The sequence below is a fragment of the Azonexus sp. genome, from assembly GCF_030824335.1.
GTDB lineage: Bacteria > Pseudomonadota > Gammaproteobacteria > Burkholderiales > Rhodocyclaceae > Azonexus.
In genome coordinates this window covers 48397-67471 of record NZ_JAVBXX010000009.1, presented here as the reverse complement: position 1 = coordinate 67471, position 19075 = coordinate 48397, and the positions used below count along the sequence as shown (strand labels likewise).

At 56.2% G+C, this 19075-nt stretch carries 19 protein-coding genes; 7 read left to right on the top strand and 12 right to left on the bottom strand.

All coding sequences use genetic code 11. The annotated features are described in order from the left end of the window. Positions 1–2 precede the first annotated feature (2 nt). Complete coding sequence (recQ, locus tag RCI20_RS06280; RefSeq protein WP_306603716.1) at positions 3–1823, top strand: DNA helicase RecQ; 1821 nt, start codon at positions 3–5, stop codon at positions 1821–1823. A gap of 2 nt (positions 1824–1825) precedes the next feature. Here recQ and RCI20_RS06275 read toward each other — a convergent pair whose 3' ends face one another. The 8 genes from RCI20_RS06275 to RCI20_RS06240 all read right to left on the bottom strand — a co-directional run bounded on the left by RCI20_RS06275 (position 1826) and on the right by RCI20_RS06240 (position 9300). Continuing rightward, positions 1826–2914 (bottom strand): lipopolysaccharide assembly protein LapB, encoded by a 1089-nt coding sequence (locus RCI20_RS06275; RefSeq protein WP_306603715.1) that lies wholly within the window; start codon positions 2912–2914, stop codon positions 1826–1828. Positions 2915–3005: 91 nt separating this feature from the next. Then, entirely contained in the window at positions 3006–3833 is an 828-nt protein-coding gene (locus RCI20_RS06270; protein ID WP_306603714.1) for an ExeA family protein, read from the bottom strand. A gap of 12 nt (positions 3834–3845) precedes the next feature. Next, on the bottom strand, positions 3846–5705 hold the full coding sequence (locus RCI20_RS06265; protein WP_306603713.1) for a secretin N-terminal domain-containing protein: 1860 nt from the start codon (positions 5703–5705) through the stop codon (positions 3846–3848). Continuing rightward, entirely contained in the window at positions 5702–6064 is a 363-nt protein-coding gene (locus RCI20_RS06260) for a hypothetical protein (protein WP_306603712.1), read from the bottom strand. Before RCI20_RS06260 ends, RCI20_RS06265 begins: the two co-directional genes overlap by 4 nt. Then, on the bottom strand, positions 6061–6744 hold the full coding sequence (locus RCI20_RS06255) for a hypothetical protein (RefSeq protein WP_306603711.1): 684 nt from the start codon (positions 6742–6744) through the stop codon (positions 6061–6063). The genes RCI20_RS06260 and RCI20_RS06255 overlap by 4 nt, the downstream gene beginning before the upstream one ends. Beyond that, positions 6741–7454 carry a PilN domain-containing protein gene (locus tag RCI20_RS06250; protein ID WP_306603710.1) on the bottom strand — a complete coding sequence of 238 codons (714 nt, stop codon included), beginning with the start codon at positions 7452–7454 and terminating at the stop codon, positions 6741–6743. Before RCI20_RS06250 ends, RCI20_RS06255 begins: the two co-directional genes overlap by 4 nt. Continuing rightward, positions 7432–8352 (bottom strand): hypothetical protein, encoded by a 921-nt coding sequence (locus RCI20_RS06245; protein WP_306603709.1) that lies wholly within the window; start codon positions 8350–8352, stop codon positions 7432–7434. Before RCI20_RS06245 ends, RCI20_RS06250 begins: the two co-directional genes overlap by 23 nt. Before the next feature lie 687 nt (positions 8353–9039). Next, positions 9040–9300 (bottom strand): hypothetical protein, encoded by a 261-nt coding sequence (locus RCI20_RS06240; protein WP_306603708.1) that lies wholly within the window; start codon positions 9298–9300, stop codon positions 9040–9042. Positions 9301–9316: 16 nt separating this feature from the next. On the opposite strand from RCI20_RS06240, the gene RCI20_RS06235 reads away from it, so the two are divergent. Genes RCI20_RS06235 through RCI20_RS06210 form a run of 6 tightly spaced genes read left to right on the top strand, consistent with a single transcriptional unit; the run spans position 9317 to position 16064 of the window. Continuing rightward, entirely contained in the window at positions 9317–13345 is a 4029-nt protein-coding gene (locus tag RCI20_RS06235; RefSeq protein ID WP_306603707.1) for a DUF6701 domain-containing protein, read from the top strand. Then, positions 13345–13815: a prepilin-type N-terminal cleavage/methylation domain-containing protein gene (locus RCI20_RS06230; protein ID WP_306603706.1), complete on the top strand. Its 471-nt coding sequence runs from the start codon at positions 13345–13347 to the stop codon at positions 13813–13815. Before RCI20_RS06235 ends, RCI20_RS06230 begins: the two co-directional genes overlap by 1 nt. Then, the gene (locus RCI20_RS06225; RefSeq protein WP_306603705.1) at positions 13805–14263 is read left to right on the top strand and encodes a prepilin-type N-terminal cleavage/methylation domain-containing protein; all 459 of its coding nucleotides are present in this window, start codon (positions 13805–13807) and stop codon (positions 14261–14263) included. The genes RCI20_RS06230 and RCI20_RS06225 overlap by 11 nt, the downstream gene beginning before the upstream one ends. Then, positions 14260–15180: a type II secretion system protein J gene (locus tag RCI20_RS06220; protein ID WP_306603704.1), complete on the top strand. Its 921-nt coding sequence runs from the start codon at positions 14260–14262 to the stop codon at positions 15178–15180. The genes RCI20_RS06225 and RCI20_RS06220 overlap by 4 nt, the downstream gene beginning before the upstream one ends. Further along, positions 15177–15653 carry a hypothetical protein gene (locus tag RCI20_RS06215; protein WP_306603703.1) on the top strand — a complete coding sequence of 159 codons (477 nt, stop codon included), beginning with the start codon at positions 15177–15179 and terminating at the stop codon, positions 15651–15653. Before RCI20_RS06220 ends, RCI20_RS06215 begins: the two co-directional genes overlap by 4 nt. A 42-nt stretch (positions 15654–15695) precedes the next feature. Beyond that, positions 15696–16064: a hypothetical protein gene (locus RCI20_RS06210; protein WP_306603702.1), complete on the top strand. Its 369-nt coding sequence runs from the start codon at positions 15696–15698 to the stop codon at positions 16062–16064. A 214-nt stretch (positions 16065–16278) separates the two neighbouring features. On the opposite strand, the gene RCI20_RS06205 is transcribed toward RCI20_RS06210, so the two are convergent. From RCI20_RS06205 to RCI20_RS06190, 4 genes are all read right to left on the bottom strand, one after another. Next, on the bottom strand, positions 16279–16704 hold the full coding sequence (locus RCI20_RS06205) for a Tfp pilus assembly protein FimT/FimU (protein ID WP_306603701.1): 426 nt from the start codon (positions 16702–16704) through the stop codon (positions 16279–16281). 27 nt (positions 16705–16731) lie between these two features. Continuing rightward, on the bottom strand, positions 16732–17313 hold the full coding sequence (locus RCI20_RS06200) for a type II secretion system protein (RefSeq protein WP_306603700.1): 582 nt from the start codon (positions 17311–17313) through the stop codon (positions 16732–16734). 91 nt (positions 17314–17404) lie between these two features. Then, complete coding sequence (locus tag RCI20_RS06195; RefSeq protein ID WP_306603699.1) at positions 17405–17803, bottom strand: hypothetical protein; 399 nt, start codon at positions 17801–17803, stop codon at positions 17405–17407. A 33-nt stretch (positions 17804–17836) separates the two neighbouring features. Continuing rightward, the gene (locus RCI20_RS06190) at positions 17837–19069 is read right to left on the bottom strand and encodes a type II secretion system F family protein (RefSeq protein WP_306603698.1); all 1233 of its coding nucleotides are present in this window, start codon (positions 19067–19069) and stop codon (positions 17837–17839) included. Positions 19070–19075 lie beyond the last annotated feature (6 nt).

The window sequence follows — 19075 nt, the reverse complement described above, 5'->3', positions numbered from 1 at the left end:
GCGTGTCGACCGCAAAATCCGCCCTTGATTTGCTGCGCGACGTCTTCGGCTACCCCGCCTTCCGCGGTGCCCAAGCAGAAATCATCGGCCATGTCGCCAGCGGCGGCGATGCGCTGGTCCTGATGCCGACTGGCGGTGGCAAAAGCCTGTGCTACCAGATTCCTGCCCTGCTTCGCCCAGGTTGCGCTGTCGTCGTCTCACCGCTGATCGCGCTGATGCAGGACCAAGTCGACGCCTTGACCCAGCTTGGCGTCAAAGCCGCTGTACTCAACTCGACACTCGACTGGCGCGAAGCACAAGCCGTCGAACAGTCCGTTTTCAACGGCAACCTCGACCTCGTCTATATCGCCCCCGAACGACTCTTACTCGACCGCACGCTGGCCATGCTCGACGCGCTGGACGAAGCGGGGAAGCTAGCGCTGTTCGCCATTGATGAAGCGCACTGCGTCTCGCAATGGGGGCACGATTTCCGTCCCGAATATCTGCAGCTTTCGGCGCTGCACGAACGCTATCCGAACGTACCGCGCATCGCACTGACTGCTACCGCCGACCAGGCGACGCGCAACGAAATCCTGGCTCGCCTTGGCCTTGGTGCCGCCCGCGTCTTCCTGTCCAGCTTCGACCGGCCAAACATCCGCTATACCGTCGTCGAGAAAGACAATGCCAAAAAACAACTACTCGGCTTCCTGACCGGTCGCAAAGGCCAAGCTGGCATTGTTTACTGCCTGTCGCGCAAAAAAGTCGAAGAAACGGCAGAATGGCTTTCCGCCCAGGGCTACCCGGCACTGCCTTACCACGCAGGCCTGCCGGCCCAGGAGCGCGCCGCCAACCAGCGCCGTTTCCTGCGCGAGGAAGGTCTGATCATGTGCGCCACCATTGCTTTTGGCATGGGTATCGACAAACCCGACGTGCGCTTCGTCGCGCATCTGGATCTGCCAAAGAGCATTGAAGCCTACTACCAGGAAACCGGCCGTGCCGGCCGCGACGGTGAGCCTTCGGACGCCTGGATGAGCTACGGCATGCAGGACGTAGCGCTGCAACATTCCCGCATTGCCGAATCCGGCGCCGCCGAAGCACAGAAAATACTCGAATCACAACGGTTGACCGCATTATTGGCCTATTGCGAGGCACCACGCTGTCGCCGCCAAGTACTGCTCAACTACTTTGGCGAAGCACGCGAAGCCTGTGGCAATTGCGACGTTTGCATGGACCCGCCGGAACTCTGGGATGGAACGCTGGCCGCCCAAAAAGCCCTGTCAGCCATTTTCCGCACCGGCATGCGCTTTGGCGTCACGCACCTGACCGATGTGCTGCGCGGCAAGATGAACGAGCGCATGCAGCAATATGGACACAATAAACTACCCACCTTCGGGGTGGGCAGCGATCTCGACGATCACGCCTGGAAAAGCGTTTTCCGCCAACTGGCTGCCGCTGGGCTGGTACATGTCGATATGGCCGAGCATGGCGCACTGCAACTGACCGAAGCGGCGCGCGAAGTACTCAAAGGGCAACGCAGCGTACAGTTGCGCCGGCCCGTCAAACGAAAAACGACGACTAGCAGCAGCATCAGAAGCAATCAGCCCGTCAGCGAACTGTCCGCTGCCGACGAGGCGCTGTTCCAGCTATTGCGTCGGTGGCGTGCCGACACAGCACGCGAACAAGGCGTACCGGCTTACGTCATCCTGCACGATAAGACCTTGCGTGAGCTGGCCGAAGTACGGCCGGTCAGCCATGGCCTGCTAACGACCATCACCGGCATGGGCAGCGCCAAGATCGAGCATTATGGGGAAGACCTGCTGGCCCTCATCCGCCAGGCCAGCTAAGCTTACTTCCCTTGCTGCTGAGCCATCCGCAGCAAATCACCGCTGAGCGATCCGGTCGCCACAGCTTGGCGGAATGCTTCCGCCGCGTCAGTTTGGCGATTATCTGCTGCCAGCGCCAAACCCAAGCCCAACCACCAACGCCCTTCAGCAGGCGCGAGGCGGGCAGCATGCATATAGTATTTTGCGGCATCCGCATGCTCACCCTGGCGCGACTTCAAATGACCGAGAAAACCCGCGTAATCAGGCCTGTTTTCCGCATGTGGCCGCGAACGTTCCAGCGTGTGTACAGCAGCACCGATATCCCCTTTGTCGAGCTGGAGGCGAGCCAATGAAATCGCCCAACCAGTCTGATTTGGGGTCAAAACAAGGCCGCCCTCAAGCGACGCCATGGCTTCATCGTTCTGGCGCTGCCCCAATTGCAGACGTATCAACTTCTGACGTGCCGGCAAGTGCCCAGGATCAATTTTGAGTGCTTGCATCAAAGCTGCCGCAGCAAGCTCCACTTGCCCAGCAGTAATCAGCGATTCGGCCCGACGATAATCCTTTTCGGCCAATTCCCGGGTTGACGGCGGCACCGCAGTTTTTTCGATACGTGTTACCGCTACCGGCAGGGCTGGCGGAGCAGACACCGTAGTGTGGACGGGGACAGGGGCAGCAACGGTAACGGACTCGGGAGACTTTTGCCCCTGTATAGCCGGAGTTGCTGCTGGCACAGAAGAATTCAGGGTTGCAGCAACCTGGAGAGCCGGCTCCGATGTAACAACAGCTGCCGGTGACGAAATCACGGGGCCTTTGTTTTCGGATGTTGCCAAATCGAGCTGCATACTGGGCTGCGGCAACATTGCCTCAGTCAGAACGACCGGCACCTGCGGCGGCAGTTTGTCACTGGCCAATGCGGTCGGTGCCGGCGCGGGCGGCGGTGTTACAACGACTGGCGCAGAGGCAGGCACGAGATCACGGAGCCATGGCAAATCAGGCAAAACAAGGCGCTGACCATCAAACATCATGAGCCCAGCGGCGGCGGCAATCGACAAACCACCGAATATCCCCCAGAACAAGACTTTGCCATGACCTTTCTTGGCAACCGGCAAGGCACGAATTTCGCGTTGCAAATTTTGCCGCGCCGGATCATCCGGACGACTGACTTCAAGATTGCGCAATACTTCGTTGATCAAGCTCATCTCACCACCACCCCGGCGCCGTTGCGCCTTCCGTATCTGCCACGGCCCGTCGCACATGCGACACCTTGACTACCAGTCGATTTTCGCCAAAACAAGCCAGCATGGCCTTGTGGGCCAGAATATTGAGCAGCCGCGGGCGCCCGCGGCTGGCACGATGCAGGCAGCGGACAACCCGCTTGCCAAACAAAAGCTCTCCCCGATAACCCGCAACGCGCAACCGATGCGCCAGATAATTTGCCACCTCATCCGGCGCCAGACCAGGCAATTCATAGTGAAATGCAATGCGCTGGCGCAACTGGCGAACCGATGGCTCAGCCAATTTTTGATCCAGCTCCGGTTGACCGAACAAAATGATTTGCAGCAATTTGCGCTTTTCCGTCTCCAGATTGGATAACAGACGCAGAGACTCCAAGGTTTCGAGCGGCATGGCTTGCGCTTCATCAATGCAAACCACCACTTGTCGCTCCTCGGCGGCAAATTGCAGCAGCCCGTGATTCAGGCGCTTCAGGACGTGGTAGTCGTCATCGGTCACATCAACCGGCAAGCGCAACTCCTCGGCCAATGCCAGGAAAAGGGTACGCGGTGCCAAAAAAGGGTTGGGCAAGTAAGCTGAAACATTATTTTCCGGCAGCGCCTGCAACAAACGTCGGCATAACAGACTTTTGCCACTGCCAACCTCACCGGTGATCTTGATGAATCCTTCACCACTGGCCAAGGCGATCAACAAGGTATTGATCGCCTCCTGATGACCGCGAGTCACTACAGTAAACGAGGTATCCGGCGTGATGCCAAAAGGCAATTCGCGCAGACCGAAATATTCAAGATACACGGTAGCCTCTTATCACTTCCATTCCGAACGCGGTTGGGTACGCGGATCGAAGGCCGGCATGCGATTCTGCATTTCCTGAGTCATTTGCTGCCAATCGGCATCATCCTGAATCAGCGTCGGCTTCAGCAAAATGACCAACTCGCGCTTACGCATCGAGCGCCCCGTTTGCTTGAACAAATGCCCGAACAAGGGAATGTCGCCCAGCTCGGGCACCTTATCCACGCTGCCCGATTGAGATTCGGACATCAAACCGCCAATCGCCACAATCATGCCGTCACGCACCCGAACAATACTATCGCTCTCCTTGACTTTGGACGATGCATACGGGATGGTGAATTGACCGGAAGCACCAAAATCTATGGTCTTCGCTCGTTCGGTCACCGAGGTTACCGATGGCCGCATGTGCAAGGTGATATTGCCTTGATCATCAATTTGCGGCGTCACATCCAATGCGATACCTGAAAAGAATGGACTGGTTATAACGGTCGGCGGATTACTCGTCGTACCATTGTTAGCGCCGGTACTTGTACTGGTCGGCGGCTGGATTTCAACCACGAAACGATCTTCGCTACCCACCTTCAACACGGCTTTCTGATTATTCAGTGTGGCAATACGCGGGCTGGACAGCACGTAGACCGTACCCTGAGTCTGCAGAAAACTGATCAACGAAGAAAAGTTGGCACTCTGGAAAGCCAGGCCGAGCGCCCCTTGCACGGGAAAGGATTTCAGCAATCCGCCAACCCCGGTCATGGCCAGACCGCTTACGGCAGCCGCCGAATCGTAATTGGTCGTCACACTTGAGGTCATCGAAGTATCCGACTGTCTTGAGTTACCCGAAGTAAAGGCTCCTGCAGCACTATTCGCAGTACTCCCCAGAGAATCCTGCAAACTCATGGTTTGAGATGACGTACTCGTCACCCCGCCACCTCGCCGGAATACATCGGTATTACCGTTCACCGACCAACGCGGATCACCCTTCTTGTTGAACGAAGCCCAATTGATCCCGGAGTTGAAATCGTCCCCCAGTTCAACCTCGATAATTTTTGCTTCCAGCATTACCTGGCGCTCGACCGATAACTGCGTCGCCTTGAGGTAATCATCTACTTTGCGTAACTCCAGCGGCGTTCCCTTGACCACGATGACGCCGGATAGGGGATTGACGATCAAGTTGTTTTTATCCGTCACCAACTTTTCCAGCGCTTCCGTCAAAGCCCCCCAGAAATCGTATTTCGACCGGGTAGACACACAAGCGCTATCCGCAGCCCCACCGGAATTTCCCTCACAATCCGAAGCCCCGGTAGCTCCTTGCCCGCCTGTACGCGCCCCCTGTCCCTGAGTCGTAGGACCTGCCGAGGGAGCTGGTACACGCGTCACACTCCGCCCAGAGCGTTCACCCGCCAAATAGTTGATGCGAAAAATCCGCGACTGGATCGTATTGGGCAGCACAGTAATACGCTGCCCCTGAATCGTGAAATCGTAACCATACAGTTCACGCAAAGTTTCCAAGACCTCACGAACCGTAGTGTTCTTCAGATTCAAACTCACCGTTCCGCTGACATCCGGCGAAAAAAGCATGCTGTAGCGGGTACCAGTCACCAACGCGGTCAATACTTGTGTGACCGATGCATTGCTTACCGCCATGTCGAAACGGGACTCAGGCGGCGGCGCAGCGGGAATATCCAACTGCAACGGTGGCAACATGGCCAACGACAAGGCTTCATTTTGCGCTGCCTCGCTCGTGCGCCCTTTGGGTGTAGCGGCAGTTGCGATTTCCTGATTGATACGCTCGAAGGTCTCGCTGCGGCGTACCACCTCGTAATTGCAAGCCGTCAGCGTCACACAGGACAAGGCAAATATCCATTTGGTACTCATGGCACGTCCTTCTTCTTGCCGGCCTGGCCGGTCTTGGGCTTTATCATTCGTTTGTCGACCTCTGGGGTCAGGTAAAGGCGCGTATCGCCATCGGCACCGCGCAAAACCACATCAGTCTCCCGAATCCTGATCAAGGTATCGTTGCCATAACGCTCGCCCAGGCGAACCGTTTTGCCACCAATAATCGCCACGGGTTTTCCCCGCTGCGGCAACAAGACAGACTGCAAGCGCGGACTCTCTTCTTCCGGCTTCGCGGACTCTCCCTGCAAGGCACTCAACCAAGCCTCAGGTGGCCGTGTCGGATCTGCGGCCTGCACCAGGCCACTCGCCAGAAGTGTAATCAGGAGAAAAAATCTCATAGTCTCAGCCACGTACTTTCATTGCTCAATGTGTACACAGTGAGGCGCATCTCAGCCCGTGGATGGTCGATCACCTGATAATCCAACTGCCCCCAGAGCAGGCGCGACGGAAGTTTTTCGAGGTGAGCCAGATAAGTGGACAATTCAGCGTATGTCCCTTCAATCCGAAGCTCGACACCATGACGATAGAGATCAAATGACGGTGACCTCCGAACGCTTCCCGGCTCCTTTGTGGACGGCGCTGGCAACATGCTCTGTGGCGCAAGGGTTTTGAAACCGAGCAGGCGCAAGCCCGTTTGGCGCGCCAGCAAGCCCTCAAGCAGTGCATTCATCTCTGCAGGATGAACCAGTGAATCGGAAAATGCCCGTATTTGCCCATCCAGCGTCGCCTGCGTGGCTTGCAGACTGGCTCGCTCTTGCTTTTTTGCTGCGTCCGGATCCTGCCTGGACTGATGCTGCAAAGTAACCAACTGCACCTGCATATCGGCGCGCGTACCTTGCTGAGTCGCCAGCGATGCAGTCAAGTTGCGCTTGCGTACAGCCAGAGGATCCAGCAACAAAGTGTTGGCAATAAACAGGGGCCCCAGCACCAAAGCAGCAGCGAGCAACAAACGTTCGCGACGACTCAAGGCAGCGTAACGACCATCGAGAGTTTTCCAGCGGGCGATTAACGCTTTCATCGAGCCCCTCCGGTATTGGCGGGCAAATCGCTACGCATCACAAATTGGGTATGACGCAACGGAACTCGCACCTTAGTCGGCGCACCAGCAACCGCACTTGGCGGCGCAGCAGGCGCAGATGCAGTTGGCTCAGCATCAGGCTCGACGGCTTTCATATCCAGCGCAGCAAAACGTCGTCCGGAAAAAACTGGTTCGGCATTCAATTTTTCGATAAACCGGGGCAACAGCGAGGGATCAATGACTGCCCCCTCAATCAGAACGTTGCCCCCGGTCAACTCAAAATGCGTCAACCAAAGTCCCTCTATCGTTTGGCGGGAAAAACCCTCAAGCACTCCGGCAAAACCCGATTTTTCTCCACCAACGCCACCGTCCAGCGCCTTCAGGACCATCTGCCGTTCCTCATTACCCGAGCGCAAGGCATCAAGCAACGGGGGCAACGCGGGATCACCTTTTCGTCCGGATACTGCCTGCCCCAAAGACACAATCGCTTGTTGCATGGCAGTTATCTGGAGTTTGATTTCCTGATCTTGCGCCTCCAACGCTTGCACCTGGCTTTTTTCATAGCTGACCAAGCCACCCAGCAACAACAAACCAATAACAGCAAGCGCCAAGACCACGGGCAAGCCCAGCCAGTCGAAACGGGGCCGCAGTGCGGGCAGGAGAAGATTTATCTGCTGGCTCATGGGTTCACGTCCTGAATGCAGCGCCAACTGCCAGCAAACCCTGCGCTTGGCGTTCCAGACTCTTCAAGTCCGGCAGATCGGGAAAATCAGCAACCTCGGCCAAATCCATCGCCACCAACGGCAAATAGAGATTCTGCGCCAAGGCTGTGACGGTTCCCTGAGCATCATGCTCACAGGCCAAAATCAAGCGTGAAATCGAAACATACCCATATTGCCGGTCAAAATTATCCAGCGTTCGTTGCAACTCCAGCGCCAACCTTTCCAGCAACTGCGCTCGCCGCTCCTCATCGGCCTTGGCCAGCGCACCGGAAGTCATGTCGATACGCCGTGACAAAATCAACTCTCCGCGAAAGGTAATAACCAACATGCACCCTGCGTCGGTCAAGGAAACAAAAGCCAGCCCACGGTTATCTTCCTCGAACAATGCGGCCACGTTGCGCAATGCCAACTCCGGAATATCGATAGCTTCCAGCGCGAGATGCGATTCGCGAAACAGGCCCATTCGAGCCCCCACCACACTCGAAGCTGCTGCCACAGCAAAAACATTCGCCTGGCGCGCCCCATCATTCGGAATATCAATAATTGCCACTGCGGCATCGTCGACCGCGAAATCCACAGAATCCTTCAGGCGCCAACGCAAAGCCTCCACCCTTTCTTCAGCCGGTCCGGCGGGCGCTTCAAACTGAACCAGACTGTACTGTCCCTCATCCAGCAAAGTGGTGCAGCGCAAGCGCTTCAGATTCCGTGCGGCAGCCAACCGACTCAAGGCATCGGCTTCATCGACTTCAATCTGGAAGGAATCAAGGACGTGGATCAGCGGCCGCTGGCCAGCAAGCGCAACGGCATGGACGAGATCAAGGCGGCCGCCTTGTCGAACGACAGCCCCCCAACCCGCCGAAAACTTAGCCCCGAATTTTGACCACATTGTCCATATATCTAAAGTGTTTATCGAAGGATAGCTGGTAAGGTTTTAATTTTCAATGGTTTTCAACACAAAACCAATACAACCAGATTCCTGATGGAGCAAAAAACCAGCACCAAATTGGAAGAATTTTGCGGTCGACCGCAAGCAACGGCCAAAAACCAAACCTGGCAAAACCCAACACATCGCCGCCCAGGCTACATCGGCACGGCAGCCAGAAACGGATGACCCTGTTTCGCAAACGGGATAAGGCATAGAATCATCAATCCAGCAGGCAACGAAACACTCGGCCGCCGCACATCCTCATTCTGGCAATGGCGTCGTACAGCGACAAGCGAAGGAACACCCCATGAAATCGCGGTTCATGTTCACTAGAAATCTGGGCAGAAAATTGTGGTCAATCCCTGTTTTTCTGCTGCTATTTCCCGTAATTGGCGAGGCCGCGATATACACTTTCTCCGGAAGCAGCAAGCCAACTTGCACAGGTGGCACTTGGTCCAGCAGCGGCAGCACACACAGTTGCAATGGCTCAATGACACTGGCCGCTGGCGACTCGATCCTCCCCTCGACTGCCATCACCATCAAGACCGAAGCTGGCGCCCTGCTTTCGGGTAATAACACGCTCGGCTCAGGGAGCGTCTCCGTCAATCTGGAGAACAATTACGGTGGCCTGCAGGCGGCTGGCACCAGCTACATATACGGCAACGTTAAAAACACCAGCGGCAATCTACAACTGTCTGGCACAACGGTGAGCGGCACGGTAAGCAACAGCAATGGTGGCATCACCTTGAACGGAGGCTCGGTCCAGGGGCTGGTTTCGTCTGGTTGCTGCGCCGTCAGCACCACCAACACCAACCTGAGCGGCGGCGCCAGCAGTGCGAGCAGCACCCTCACGATCACCGGCGGCACCATTTCCGGAAATTTTTCGACCAGCGGTGGCAGTGGCATCATCCTGAGCGGAGTCACCTTGCAAAGCGGCAATATCACCGGCACGAACGTTGCCGTGACTGTTACCAACAGCACGCTCGGCACAGGCGCACTCCCTGTTGCCATTATTGGCAACGGCATTAATCTGACCAATGTCAGCATGCCCAACGGTAGCCTGAACACCGCCACAACGCCAATCAACGTCACCAATAGCAGCCTGGGAACACCGGACAGCACGGTTTCCATCACCAGCGGCAATGTAGTCACCCTGAAAAGTTCCACCACGGTTTACGGCAATGTCACTGCTGGCAACTGGAATAGTGCCTTGGACATTCAGGACACAAGCGCGGTTTATGGAACCTGCTCGCCGTCACATCCCAAATGCACACCATCAACTTGTTCAAGCTCCCGGGGAAGCTTTTACATCAACGAAGCGAACACCAAGGACAACTGGGTCGAAATTTACGCCAAGAATCAAGTTGCCTTCAGCAACTGGACACTCACCGCCTGCTCTCTGGAAAAACAGGGAAACAACTTCAATCAGGTGTGTGAGACCAAGACTTTCTCCTATTCTCCAGCTGCGGACGGACAATTCGTGGTGATTTCGTTCTCGTTGGGCTTTCATGAGCAACTCACCGATTACCTGCTGAAGGACAACACAGGCAAACTCGTCGACTACTTCCGGGTCGGCATGGACTTGAGTGCCCACACCTTGCAATCGGCCACCGCACAACAATGCCAGTTGGCCAACAGTTGCAACATCCTGCAACGTAGCAACAACGGCCAGAGAAACTTTGCCAGAATCCCCGATGGCGGCTGTGCATGGAATGAAAGCAATTGGCAGAACGACAGCAAAGACAATTCCAATACTAAAGTTGAGGTCGTTTCAATCTCCCGAAACCAACCTGACCCAGCCTTTGTCGGTTCAAATATCTCATGGACCGTTACCTTCAGCGCACCAGTCAGCGGCGTTGACGCTACAGACTTTCAGTTGGCGGCAAGCGATGGTGTCACGGGTCACTCCATCCTGAGTGTTACCGGCTCAGGGACCACCTGGCAAGTTAGCGCCTTTACCGGCAGCAAAACCGGCAAGCTAGGGCTGAATCTGGTTGATAACGACTCGATCAAAAATGGCAGCACACCATTGGGTGGCACAGGAAACAACAACGGTAATTTTACTGGCGAGGTTTACATCGTCGCACTCGCTTGTGCGAGCAGTCCGGTTATCAACGGCACCCCGAAAATGGAGGTGGGAGCACTGACGCTAATCGATACCTACGCAAAAAAAACACCGACTGTCGTCAATTTCACCCAATCCTTCACCGTACCGCCGCTAGTTTTCACCTTGCCGACTGATGATGGCGACAATGCAGGAGCACACCGCATTCGAAACGTCACCAAATCGGGGTTTGAAATCATGACACTCGAACCCCAAGGCGAAGATGGTCCGCACGTTGCCATGGCAGTTAACTTCCTTGCCATTGAAGCTGGACGCTTTGTCCTGCCCGATGGGCACAAACTCGAAGCATGCGCCTTTCCAATTACAAAAGCTCAGCAATCCCGTGGTACTAAAGAATGGGAATATCTTGCTTTTCAATCGGGATTCACGACTAACCCGGCTGTTCTAGCTCAGGTTCAGACTATGAATAACGAAACCGGCAATGTTCCCAGCACCCCCTCGCAACCCTGGCTAACCAGCGTTATTTCCAACGTTCTTCCCGGTAGCATGCAGATTGCGCTCGAACGCTCGGAAACCACGACCGGCTCAATCAATACTCCAGAAACCATGGCCTACTTCTCTGCCGAGCCAAGCAATGGACGAAAGTCATTCATCGCAGGCACCAAAACGATTGATTACGAAATCATTCGTTCAGCAGCCGTCGTCAAAGGCTGGAATGCTTGCAGCACAATCAATTACTCCTCTCAATGGCTGCGCAACGGTCAACCTTTCCGCCCGATTCCGCTGGCCACCCCCAATACTCGGGAGGGTGATGCCGGCACAGGCGGCGATGACGATGGCGGCTGGTTCCGACGCTGTACTGAAAATCTGACCAACGAATCGAAGCGAATTTCCTTAGCGGTCGACGAGGTCCGGACGGGTAGCACGAACTACGATAAAAACCGCACGCACAACATCGCCGAACGCGCCGGCATCGTCGTTTTTTCCGATAATTTCGTCACAACAGCGGTCAACCTGCACCACATCGAGATCCATCACCCGGCCACAGGCCTGACTTGCAGCCCCAGCGACATCACGCTCAAGGCCTGTTCTGATGCAGCCTGCAACACACTTTATACGGGTTCGGTAACACTCAGCCTTACACCGGCAAGTGCATCAAGCAACTGGCTAGGAACCGGCGTCGAAGCCAACCAGGTTGTTTTTACAGGTGGCAGTGCGACAGTACAGCTGTCACATACCGCCAACAGTACGGTAACCCTTGGCGCCAGCGGCACCCCAACCGCGCCGAATCCGCTAGTGTGCAAACGCAGCGATGGCAGTATCAGTAACTGCCAGATGACCTTTTCTTCCTCCGGGGCTCAGCTCAGCTTCATCCCGCCCAGTGGCGACCGAATGTGCGCACGGACGGAAAACTGGACACTGAAAGCCGAAAGCTGCGGTAGCGCCAATTGGAACAACAAGACAAAAAAAATTCGTCTATGGTTCAACTACGACACACCGACAACAGGCAGCGACCCCGTCACCCTGAATGGAACCAATCTACCAAGCACCGACCCAGGTACCGGCAACGGTATCAATCTCAGCTTCAATGGGAGCGGCATAGCGACTTTGAGTAATCTTGGCTACGCCTCAGCAGGCAAGATCAAGCTATCAGCCCAATACACTGGCAGCACTGCCACAGGCGATGCTGGCGAGAATCGTAACGGTGAAGTGATAACAACCTTCCGCCCCTTCGCCATCTGGATTACCGCCGACAGCGGCACATGCACTACAACTCCGGCATCAGACTGCGCCAAGTACGCAGTCGCAGGGGAGCCTTTTGCGTTACGTGCCAAAGCTGTTTGCTGGCAAGCTGCCGATGACGCCAATGGGGACGGGATCGGTGATGCGAATGCCAATCTGGGCAACAATGCATTGGCCAAAGGTTTCGTTGCCGCAGACCTCGAACTTCAGGTAGAAAAAGGCGATGCATCGCTGGACCAAAATGCAAATTTCCTCGACAGCACTGGCGCCATCCCGACCGACCCACCAAAGTTCAACATGCCGGATAACGATGAGTCGATCAATAATTTGCGCATTGACGATACCGGGGCCTTCCGTTTCACTGCCAGCGGTCCGTATCTGGGCACGACGATTCCCGCCATCGCTGGCAGCGGCTCACTGATCGGCCGCTTCATCCCGGCTCGCTTCAATACTGAAATCACTCAAGGATGCAGTGACTTCACTTACTCCGGCCAGTTTTTCAAAATCAAGGTCAGTGCACTAGATCTGTTTAATCACCTTACCGAAAATTACGCAGGTAACTGGGCGCGCGACCTGACCCTGTCGGACGCGAACACTAATGCGGGCAGTTTTGCCCCTGCTTCGGTCACGGCTGACAAATTTTCCAGCGGCACCATCAATCCGGCCAGCGATGTGAAATTTACCTTCACTAACAAGTTGACCGCACCATCAACCATAAAGGTTCGCACCGTGGATAGCGATGGCGTCTCATCGGCAACCGGCAGCGAAGGAACTACCCTGCTTCGTTCCGGCCGCCTGCGCCTGAGCAATGCCTTTGGTACCGTCGCCAACCCGCCACCAATGGCCGTGCGAACCCAATACTGGAGCGGCAATAGCTGGATCGCCGTCAACGACACCTGTACGCTGCCGACGACAGCCCTCTTCACCGTCTCACCGAACAAGGCGACGCCGACCCTGAACACCAGTGGTGCAGTTGGCCCCTGGCAGGTTCGCTTCAGCGCAATCAGCCAAGGCTCGGCCGATGTCTGCGCCAATCTGGCAACGATGCCCTGGCTACAAAACCCCGGCGATCCCTGCGCCAAGGTCACTTTCGGTATCTACCCGGCCGAATCACGGCGGACGGTGCATACGAGGGAGTTGTATTAATGCGCCATCCCACCGCATCCCTGCGTCTCATGCAGGGTTTCACGATGGTTGAACTGGTGATCGTCATTGTGCTGCTCGGCATTCTGTCGGTCACGGTGCTACCGCGACTGAGCGGCTCCAACGAATTTCGTATCGTACAGTTGCGTGACGAAGTCGCTGCTGCTCTGCGTTTTGCACAAAAGACGGCGGTCAGCCATCGACGCAATGTCTGCATCAGCGTTGCCGGCGATGTCCTTGCGCTTCAAATTGCCGATGCGCACCCAGCCAACGGCTGCAACCAGACGTTGAGCATTCCCGGTGGCGCCGCAACCGTTAGTGTTCCCGGCGTCAGCCTGTCGGTCACACCGGCAACACTGGTGATCCAGCCCTCCGGCCAGGTGACCGGTAACAACTCGCAAAAATACGAATTTTTGATTGGCGGTGGAGAATACAAGCTCACCTTATGGGCGGAGACCGGTCATGTCGAATAAGCACCACCAATCCGGCATGACCCTGATCGAGCTGATCGTCGCCATCGTCATCATCGCCGTCGGTCTGGCGGGCGTGCTCTCGGTGTTCAACACCAATGTCCGGGCCAGCGCCGATCCGATGGTGCAAAAGCAGTTGCTGGCCATCGCCGAAGGAATGCTCGATGAGGTGATGCTGCTTCCTTACACCGCTGGAACAGGCACTGGCACGGGATGTGTGCGGGAGGCATTCGACGACATTGGTGATTTTGCCGCCTATAACAGCCAGCCGATCTGCGATCTTGAGGGTAATACCATCCTGAGCGGCTACAGCGTCAGTGTCGCTGTTGACGATGCCACGCTTGGTATGGAGCTTACCGGTGAAACATCGAAGAAAATCACTGTAACCGTTCAGCGTAACGCCAATGAAAGCGTGTCCTTGATCAGTTGGCGAACAGGCTGGGCACAATGACAAAAGGACAAGCCAACGCGATGAATTGGCAACGCGGCTTCACGCTCATCGAACTGATCGTTGTCATCGTTTTGACAGGCATCCTCGCCGGATCGGTGACCGTGTTCTTCAAACCGGCCGTAGACAGCTATTTCGCGACACTGCGCCGGGCGGCACTGGCCGATACGGCAGATACAACAGTACGGCGCATGGCCCGGGAAATTCGTGGCGCCGTGCCCAATTCAATTCTGGAACACGACGGTAGCTGCGTTGAGTTCGTCCCGAGCAGGGCCGGTGGACGTTTCCGCATGGCCGCACATCTCGACGACGACGGTACGCCACGTGAAAACGCCGGCCTCACCTGTCCGAACACAACCGAATCGTGTGCGCTGGACTTGACGGCAGCGACACTGAAACAAGCCTTCGATGTTCTGCAACTGTCCCAATCTGTTACGCCTGCGGTTGGCGACTTTGTGGTTATCGGCAATCAGGAGCCCGCACAGGTTTATAGCGGAACCAATCGCCGAGAGATCAGCAGCTTCACCACACTGCCCGCAACCAATGCCTTCGGCACGCACCGCATCGGCCTGGGCAACGGCTCGCTGGCATCGGCACTCGGTTACGACATGGGCCGTTTCTCGGTTGTACCGGCCAGCGGCTCAGTAGCCTTTGTCTGCTCAGGTGCCGGCACCACCAACGGCCGAGGCACTGGCATTCTGTATCGTGTCGAACGTGAATTAGGCACGACCACACCCAATAGTTGCCCGGCTGTCGCTGGCGCCCCGGTACTGGCCGATAAAGTCGCATCCTGCAACTTCGTCTACTCGGCCAACGGCGGCACGCAGCAGAACGGGCTGGTATGGATGGAAATCACCCTGACCGATGCCGAGGAAAGCGTCAACCTCGCCTTCGGCGCCCATGTGAGCAACATCCCATGAAACACACGGCAAACCTATCCAGACAACGTGGGTTCGGCGCCGTCATGGCGATCATCGTTCTCGTCATCCTGGCAGCACTGGCCGCAGCCATGACGCGCTTCGGCTCGATACAGCACATGACCTCAGCCCAGGACGTGCTGTCAGTGCGCGCACTGGCCGCCGCACGCAGCGGCCTGGAAGAAGGCTTGTATCGCGCGCTGCGGAATAATGAATGCGCCGCCACCGCAACCTGGCATCGTGACCTGACTAGCGATACGGGTTTTGTTGTCAGCATCAGATGCACGCCTTCAAGCGAGTTCCACGAAGGCGAAAGTACGCCGGGCGTCCCAAAGAAGCTAACTGTCTACAACATCACCGCAACGGCCTGCAACATGCCGACAGGTGGCGCTTGTCCCAACGCCACTGCCGTCACGTCGGCCGGCTATGTCGAACGTGTCCTGCAGACAGTAGCGACCAGTATTGCCCCCGAGTAAGGGCCGATCAAAAGAAAAACAGGCTTTACCTTATCCGGAGCGATGAATAAAACACACCTCACCCTGCTGTTTGGCATCCCTTTGATCGGCGTTCTGGTCTTCCCTTTCCTGTTTGGTCAAAAACAGAATACGGAACAGGAAAAACGCCGTGCCTGCGCTTCGGCAAACAGCCAATTACCGGAAATCAACGGCCGTGTCGCTCTCGCCGGTTCCGGCTATTACCTGCTCGAAGATAAAAAATGGCGCTTCCTGCTGATGCGCTGCCATCCCGACGCTGGCCGCCAGGGCTGCGCCAAAGCCAGTCCGGCACAAAAAGCACTCGAAAAAAATATCGGGAAACCCATACGCGCCAGAACGTGTGAGACCCAGATCGTGCAATTTGAAATTGATGGACGCTGGTTTGAGCGCTGATTGACGAGGAATCGACGCGTTCCCGCAGAAGAAAAATGCTGCGATTTTTAGGGATTTTTTGCGGTCGACCGCAATATTCTGGAAAAACTGGAAACGCTGAACGTGAAAAAGGCGAGGAGGAATCTCCGCCTCACCTTTTTTGGAAACAGGGGCAGGTCCCCTATTTCCTACGTGAGCGGAATATAGCCCCGCCCACTGTTTTCTGTCTGACGTCTTAACAACCAGTATCTACGCGAGTAAAGGTTGGGGTACTACCAGCAGCGGTGGGCACAACATACGTTAGCGTGCAATTCGTTTTCAGAGTCCAAGTACCAGCAGCAAACGTAGCACCACCAGCATCCTGCAATAGTCCATGTATCGCAGCTGCCGCAGGATATCCGTAAACCAGAGCAACTGAAACACTATTAATCGTCGCTGTTGCACCGGATGCAGCGGTCACATCGGCACCAGCAACAAGGGCTTTTGCGTAAGCCATATTGGCTGCTGAAAGGGCCGCTCCTTGGACACTATCCAGTACGGATTTACGTGCATCACTCCCTAAATCGGTAAACTTCGGCAATGCCGTCGCTGCCAAAATACCCAGAATCACGATCACAACGATCAGTTCGATCAGGGTAAAACCCGCTTGTCTCGCCTTCATTACCTGCTCCTTATTAAAATTTAAAAATCAACAACCCGATACCGTCAGCCCACTGATCGTCGCAGCAGAACGGGCCGCGGTCGGTTGGGTGTAGGTAAAGAAACAACTGGCCGGATTGGTCGCGCCAACCACGCTGAAGGTTGCGACATTGCCGCCACCGGCATAGGTATAGCCTTCGGCCTTTAATTCGAGTTCGGTCGGGTTGAAAATACCCGTTAAACCGGCCATAGACAAAATGCCGGGATTGCCGCCAAAACCAGTGACAGCCGGGTAACCGTAGGCCATGTAGATCAGACCGTTTTCGGTACATACCGTGCCGCCGCTGGCAGCATTATTATCGTTATTGGCAGTACCGCCGCCACCTGGGCACGCGGCGACATCGGCGACGCTACCGCGGGACAGCGTAGTGGCGTGAACCAGCGATGCCGCAGCAGAGACTGCGCCACGCGCCGACTGCAGTTTGGCAATGCGCGCATCGCGCTGGAGATCAATGAAACGCGGCAACGCCACTGCGGCAAGGATGCCGAGGATAATCACGACAACGATCAGTTCGATCAACGTGAAACCACGTTGCTGGTCTGTGCTGGACGGTGTGTGTTGAATTGACATATTTACCCTACGCTGCGCAAGCTCATTAATGTAGCCATGCTAAGGTTATTTCTCAAGTACTTAATTCAATCCGCTGCCTGATCAAGCTTTTTCATTGACTTGTCTCCAGGCGAACCAGCCCGATCCCCGACATGACACCGCGCACACCGGCTGCGCGCGCGGCACGGCTGAGCTGAAATCGGGCCGTGCGTCCATCACGGTATCCATAAATCAAGACTCTGGAATTGGCGTCGTAATACCAGACGCTTTTTTCCTCCGGCATGCGGTCGACCGCACCAAGGTAATTCGCCGGCTTCGCCTGGACCCAGTCCATCGGGTTATCACTCGCCGGCAACTGACCACCAAACGTCTCACGGTGGGCGACCGCTTCCATCAACTGGGTACGAATCGACTGCGCGACGCCCTGAACGGTGGCCTCTTCCATATCGTCGCGCGCCGAGTTCAGCGAACTGAACAGCACCATGACCAGAGTACCTATCACAAGGATCATGACTGCGGATTCGAGGTAGCGCCGCATGGTCGATTAACGCTTGGTTGCGACTTTACCGAGATCCCACATCGGCAGGAAGATGCCGAGCGCCAGGATCAACACCATGATGCCGAGCGAGACGATCAGGATCGGTTCGATCTGCTGGCCCAGGGTTTTCAATTCGTACTCGACTTCGCGCTGATACATCTGGCCCACTTCGTCCATCATGTCGTCCAGTGCGCCGGATTCTTCACCCACGGCAATCATCTGCAACACGATGGGAGAGAAAAACCCGGAACTGATCGCCGCGCGCAAGACGCTCTCACCGCGTTCAACGTTATCGCGCATGCCTTCGATCTTGCCGCCGATATAGGTGTTATCGACGGTTTGCGCCGAGTTGCTGAGCGCCTGCATCAAGGGCACCCCACTACGCGCACCGAGGGCAAAACTGCGAGCAAAGCGCGACATCGCAGCTTTGTGCAGAATCTTTCCGGCAATCGGGATGCGCAGTGCAATGGCCTCCCATTGCATGCGCCCATTACGCGTCCCCACCCAAGCCCGGAAGGCGAGGATACAGCCGATCAAACCGACCAGCATCGCCGGCCACCAAGCGACCATGAAATTGGAGAAGCCCAGCAGGATTTTGGTCATCAACGGCAATTCGGCACCAAAACCTTCAAATACCTTGGCGAAGGCCGGGATCACGAACATATTGACGACCACAATCGCAACCGCCATGGCGATCACCACGAACATCGGGTAGCGCAGGGCAGATTTGACCTGCTCACGCATGAAACGCTCGAACTCCATGTGTTCATACAGCCGCAGGAAAATCTCGTCGAGCAGGCCGGTAGCCTCGCCAACGCGGACCATGGAGACATAAAAGGGCGTAAACACCTTCGGATGGCGGGCCAGGGAAACGGACAATTCGCGCCCTCCCTCCAGGCTTTCCCGCACATCCCGGATGACTTCGGCCATTGCCGGATTGATCGCCGATTCCTGCAGCCCGGCCAAGCCCCGCATGATCGGCACACCGGCTTTGAGCAGGGTATGCAACTGGCGGGAGAAAAACAGGATATCGATATGCTGGACACGTGGCGCGAACAGTTTGATCTCGATGCCCCCGGAGGGAGCATTCGCTGCCTTGGCCCGGGTTTCCTTGATCGACAAGGGCGTAATACCGCGCCCGACAAGTTGATCGGCGACGGCACCGGAGTTGATGCCTTCCAGCACCCCTTCTACCGCCTTGCCGGCACCATCGCGACCCTTGTAGGCAAAATTGGCCACGGCCGA

What these genes read in the sequence shown, in the direction of transcription:
- RCI20_RS06265 (WP_306603713.1), bottom strand. Translation starts at nt 5,705, where the DNA reads ATGAGTACCAAATGGATATTTGCCTTGTCCTGTGTGACGCTGACGGCT.
- RCI20_RS06230 (WP_306603706.1), top strand. Translation starts at nt 13,345, where the DNA reads ATGCGCCATCCCACCGCATCCCTGCGTCTCATGCAGGGTTTCACGATG.
- RCI20_RS06215 (WP_306603703.1), top strand. Translation starts at nt 15,177, where the DNA reads ATGAAACACACGGCAAACCTATCCAGACAACGTGGGTTCGGCGCCGTC.
- RCI20_RS06195 (WP_306603699.1), bottom strand. Translation starts at nt 17,803, where the DNA reads ATGATCCTTGTGATAGGTACTCTGGTCATGGTGCTGTTCAGTTCGCTG.
- RCI20_RS06225 (WP_306603705.1), top strand. Translation starts at nt 13,805, where the DNA reads ATGTCGAATAAGCACCACCAATCCGGCATGACCCTGATCGAGCTGATC.
- RCI20_RS06260 (WP_306603712.1), bottom strand. Translation starts at nt 6,064, where the DNA reads ATGAGATTTTTTCTCCTGATTACACTTCTGGCGAGTGGCCTGGTGCAG.
- RCI20_RS06245 (WP_306603709.1), bottom strand. Translation starts at nt 8,352, where the DNA reads ATGTGGTCAAAATTCGGGGCTAAGTTTTCGGCGGGTTGGGGGGCTGTC.
- RCI20_RS06205 (WP_306603701.1), bottom strand. Translation starts at nt 16,704, where the DNA reads ATGAAGGCGAGACAAGCGGGTTTTACCCTGATCGAACTGATCGTTGTG.
- RCI20_RS06210 (WP_306603702.1), top strand. Translation starts at nt 15,696, where the DNA reads ATGAATAAAACACACCTCACCCTGCTGTTTGGCATCCCTTTGATCGGC.
- RCI20_RS06255 (WP_306603711.1), bottom strand. Translation starts at nt 6,744, where the DNA reads ATGAAAGCGTTAATCGCCCGCTGGAAAACTCTCGATGGTCGTTACGCT.
- RCI20_RS06220 (WP_306603704.1), top strand. Translation starts at nt 14,260, where the DNA reads ATGACAAAAGGACAAGCCAACGCGATGAATTGGCAACGCGGCTTCACG.
- RCI20_RS06240 (WP_306603708.1), bottom strand. Translation starts at nt 9,300, where the DNA reads ATGATGCCACTGCCACCGCTGGTCGAAAAATTTCCGGAAATGGTGCCG.
- RCI20_RS06200 (WP_306603700.1), bottom strand. Translation starts at nt 17,313, where the DNA reads ATGTCAATTCAACACACACCGTCCAGCACAGACCAGCAACGTGGTTTC.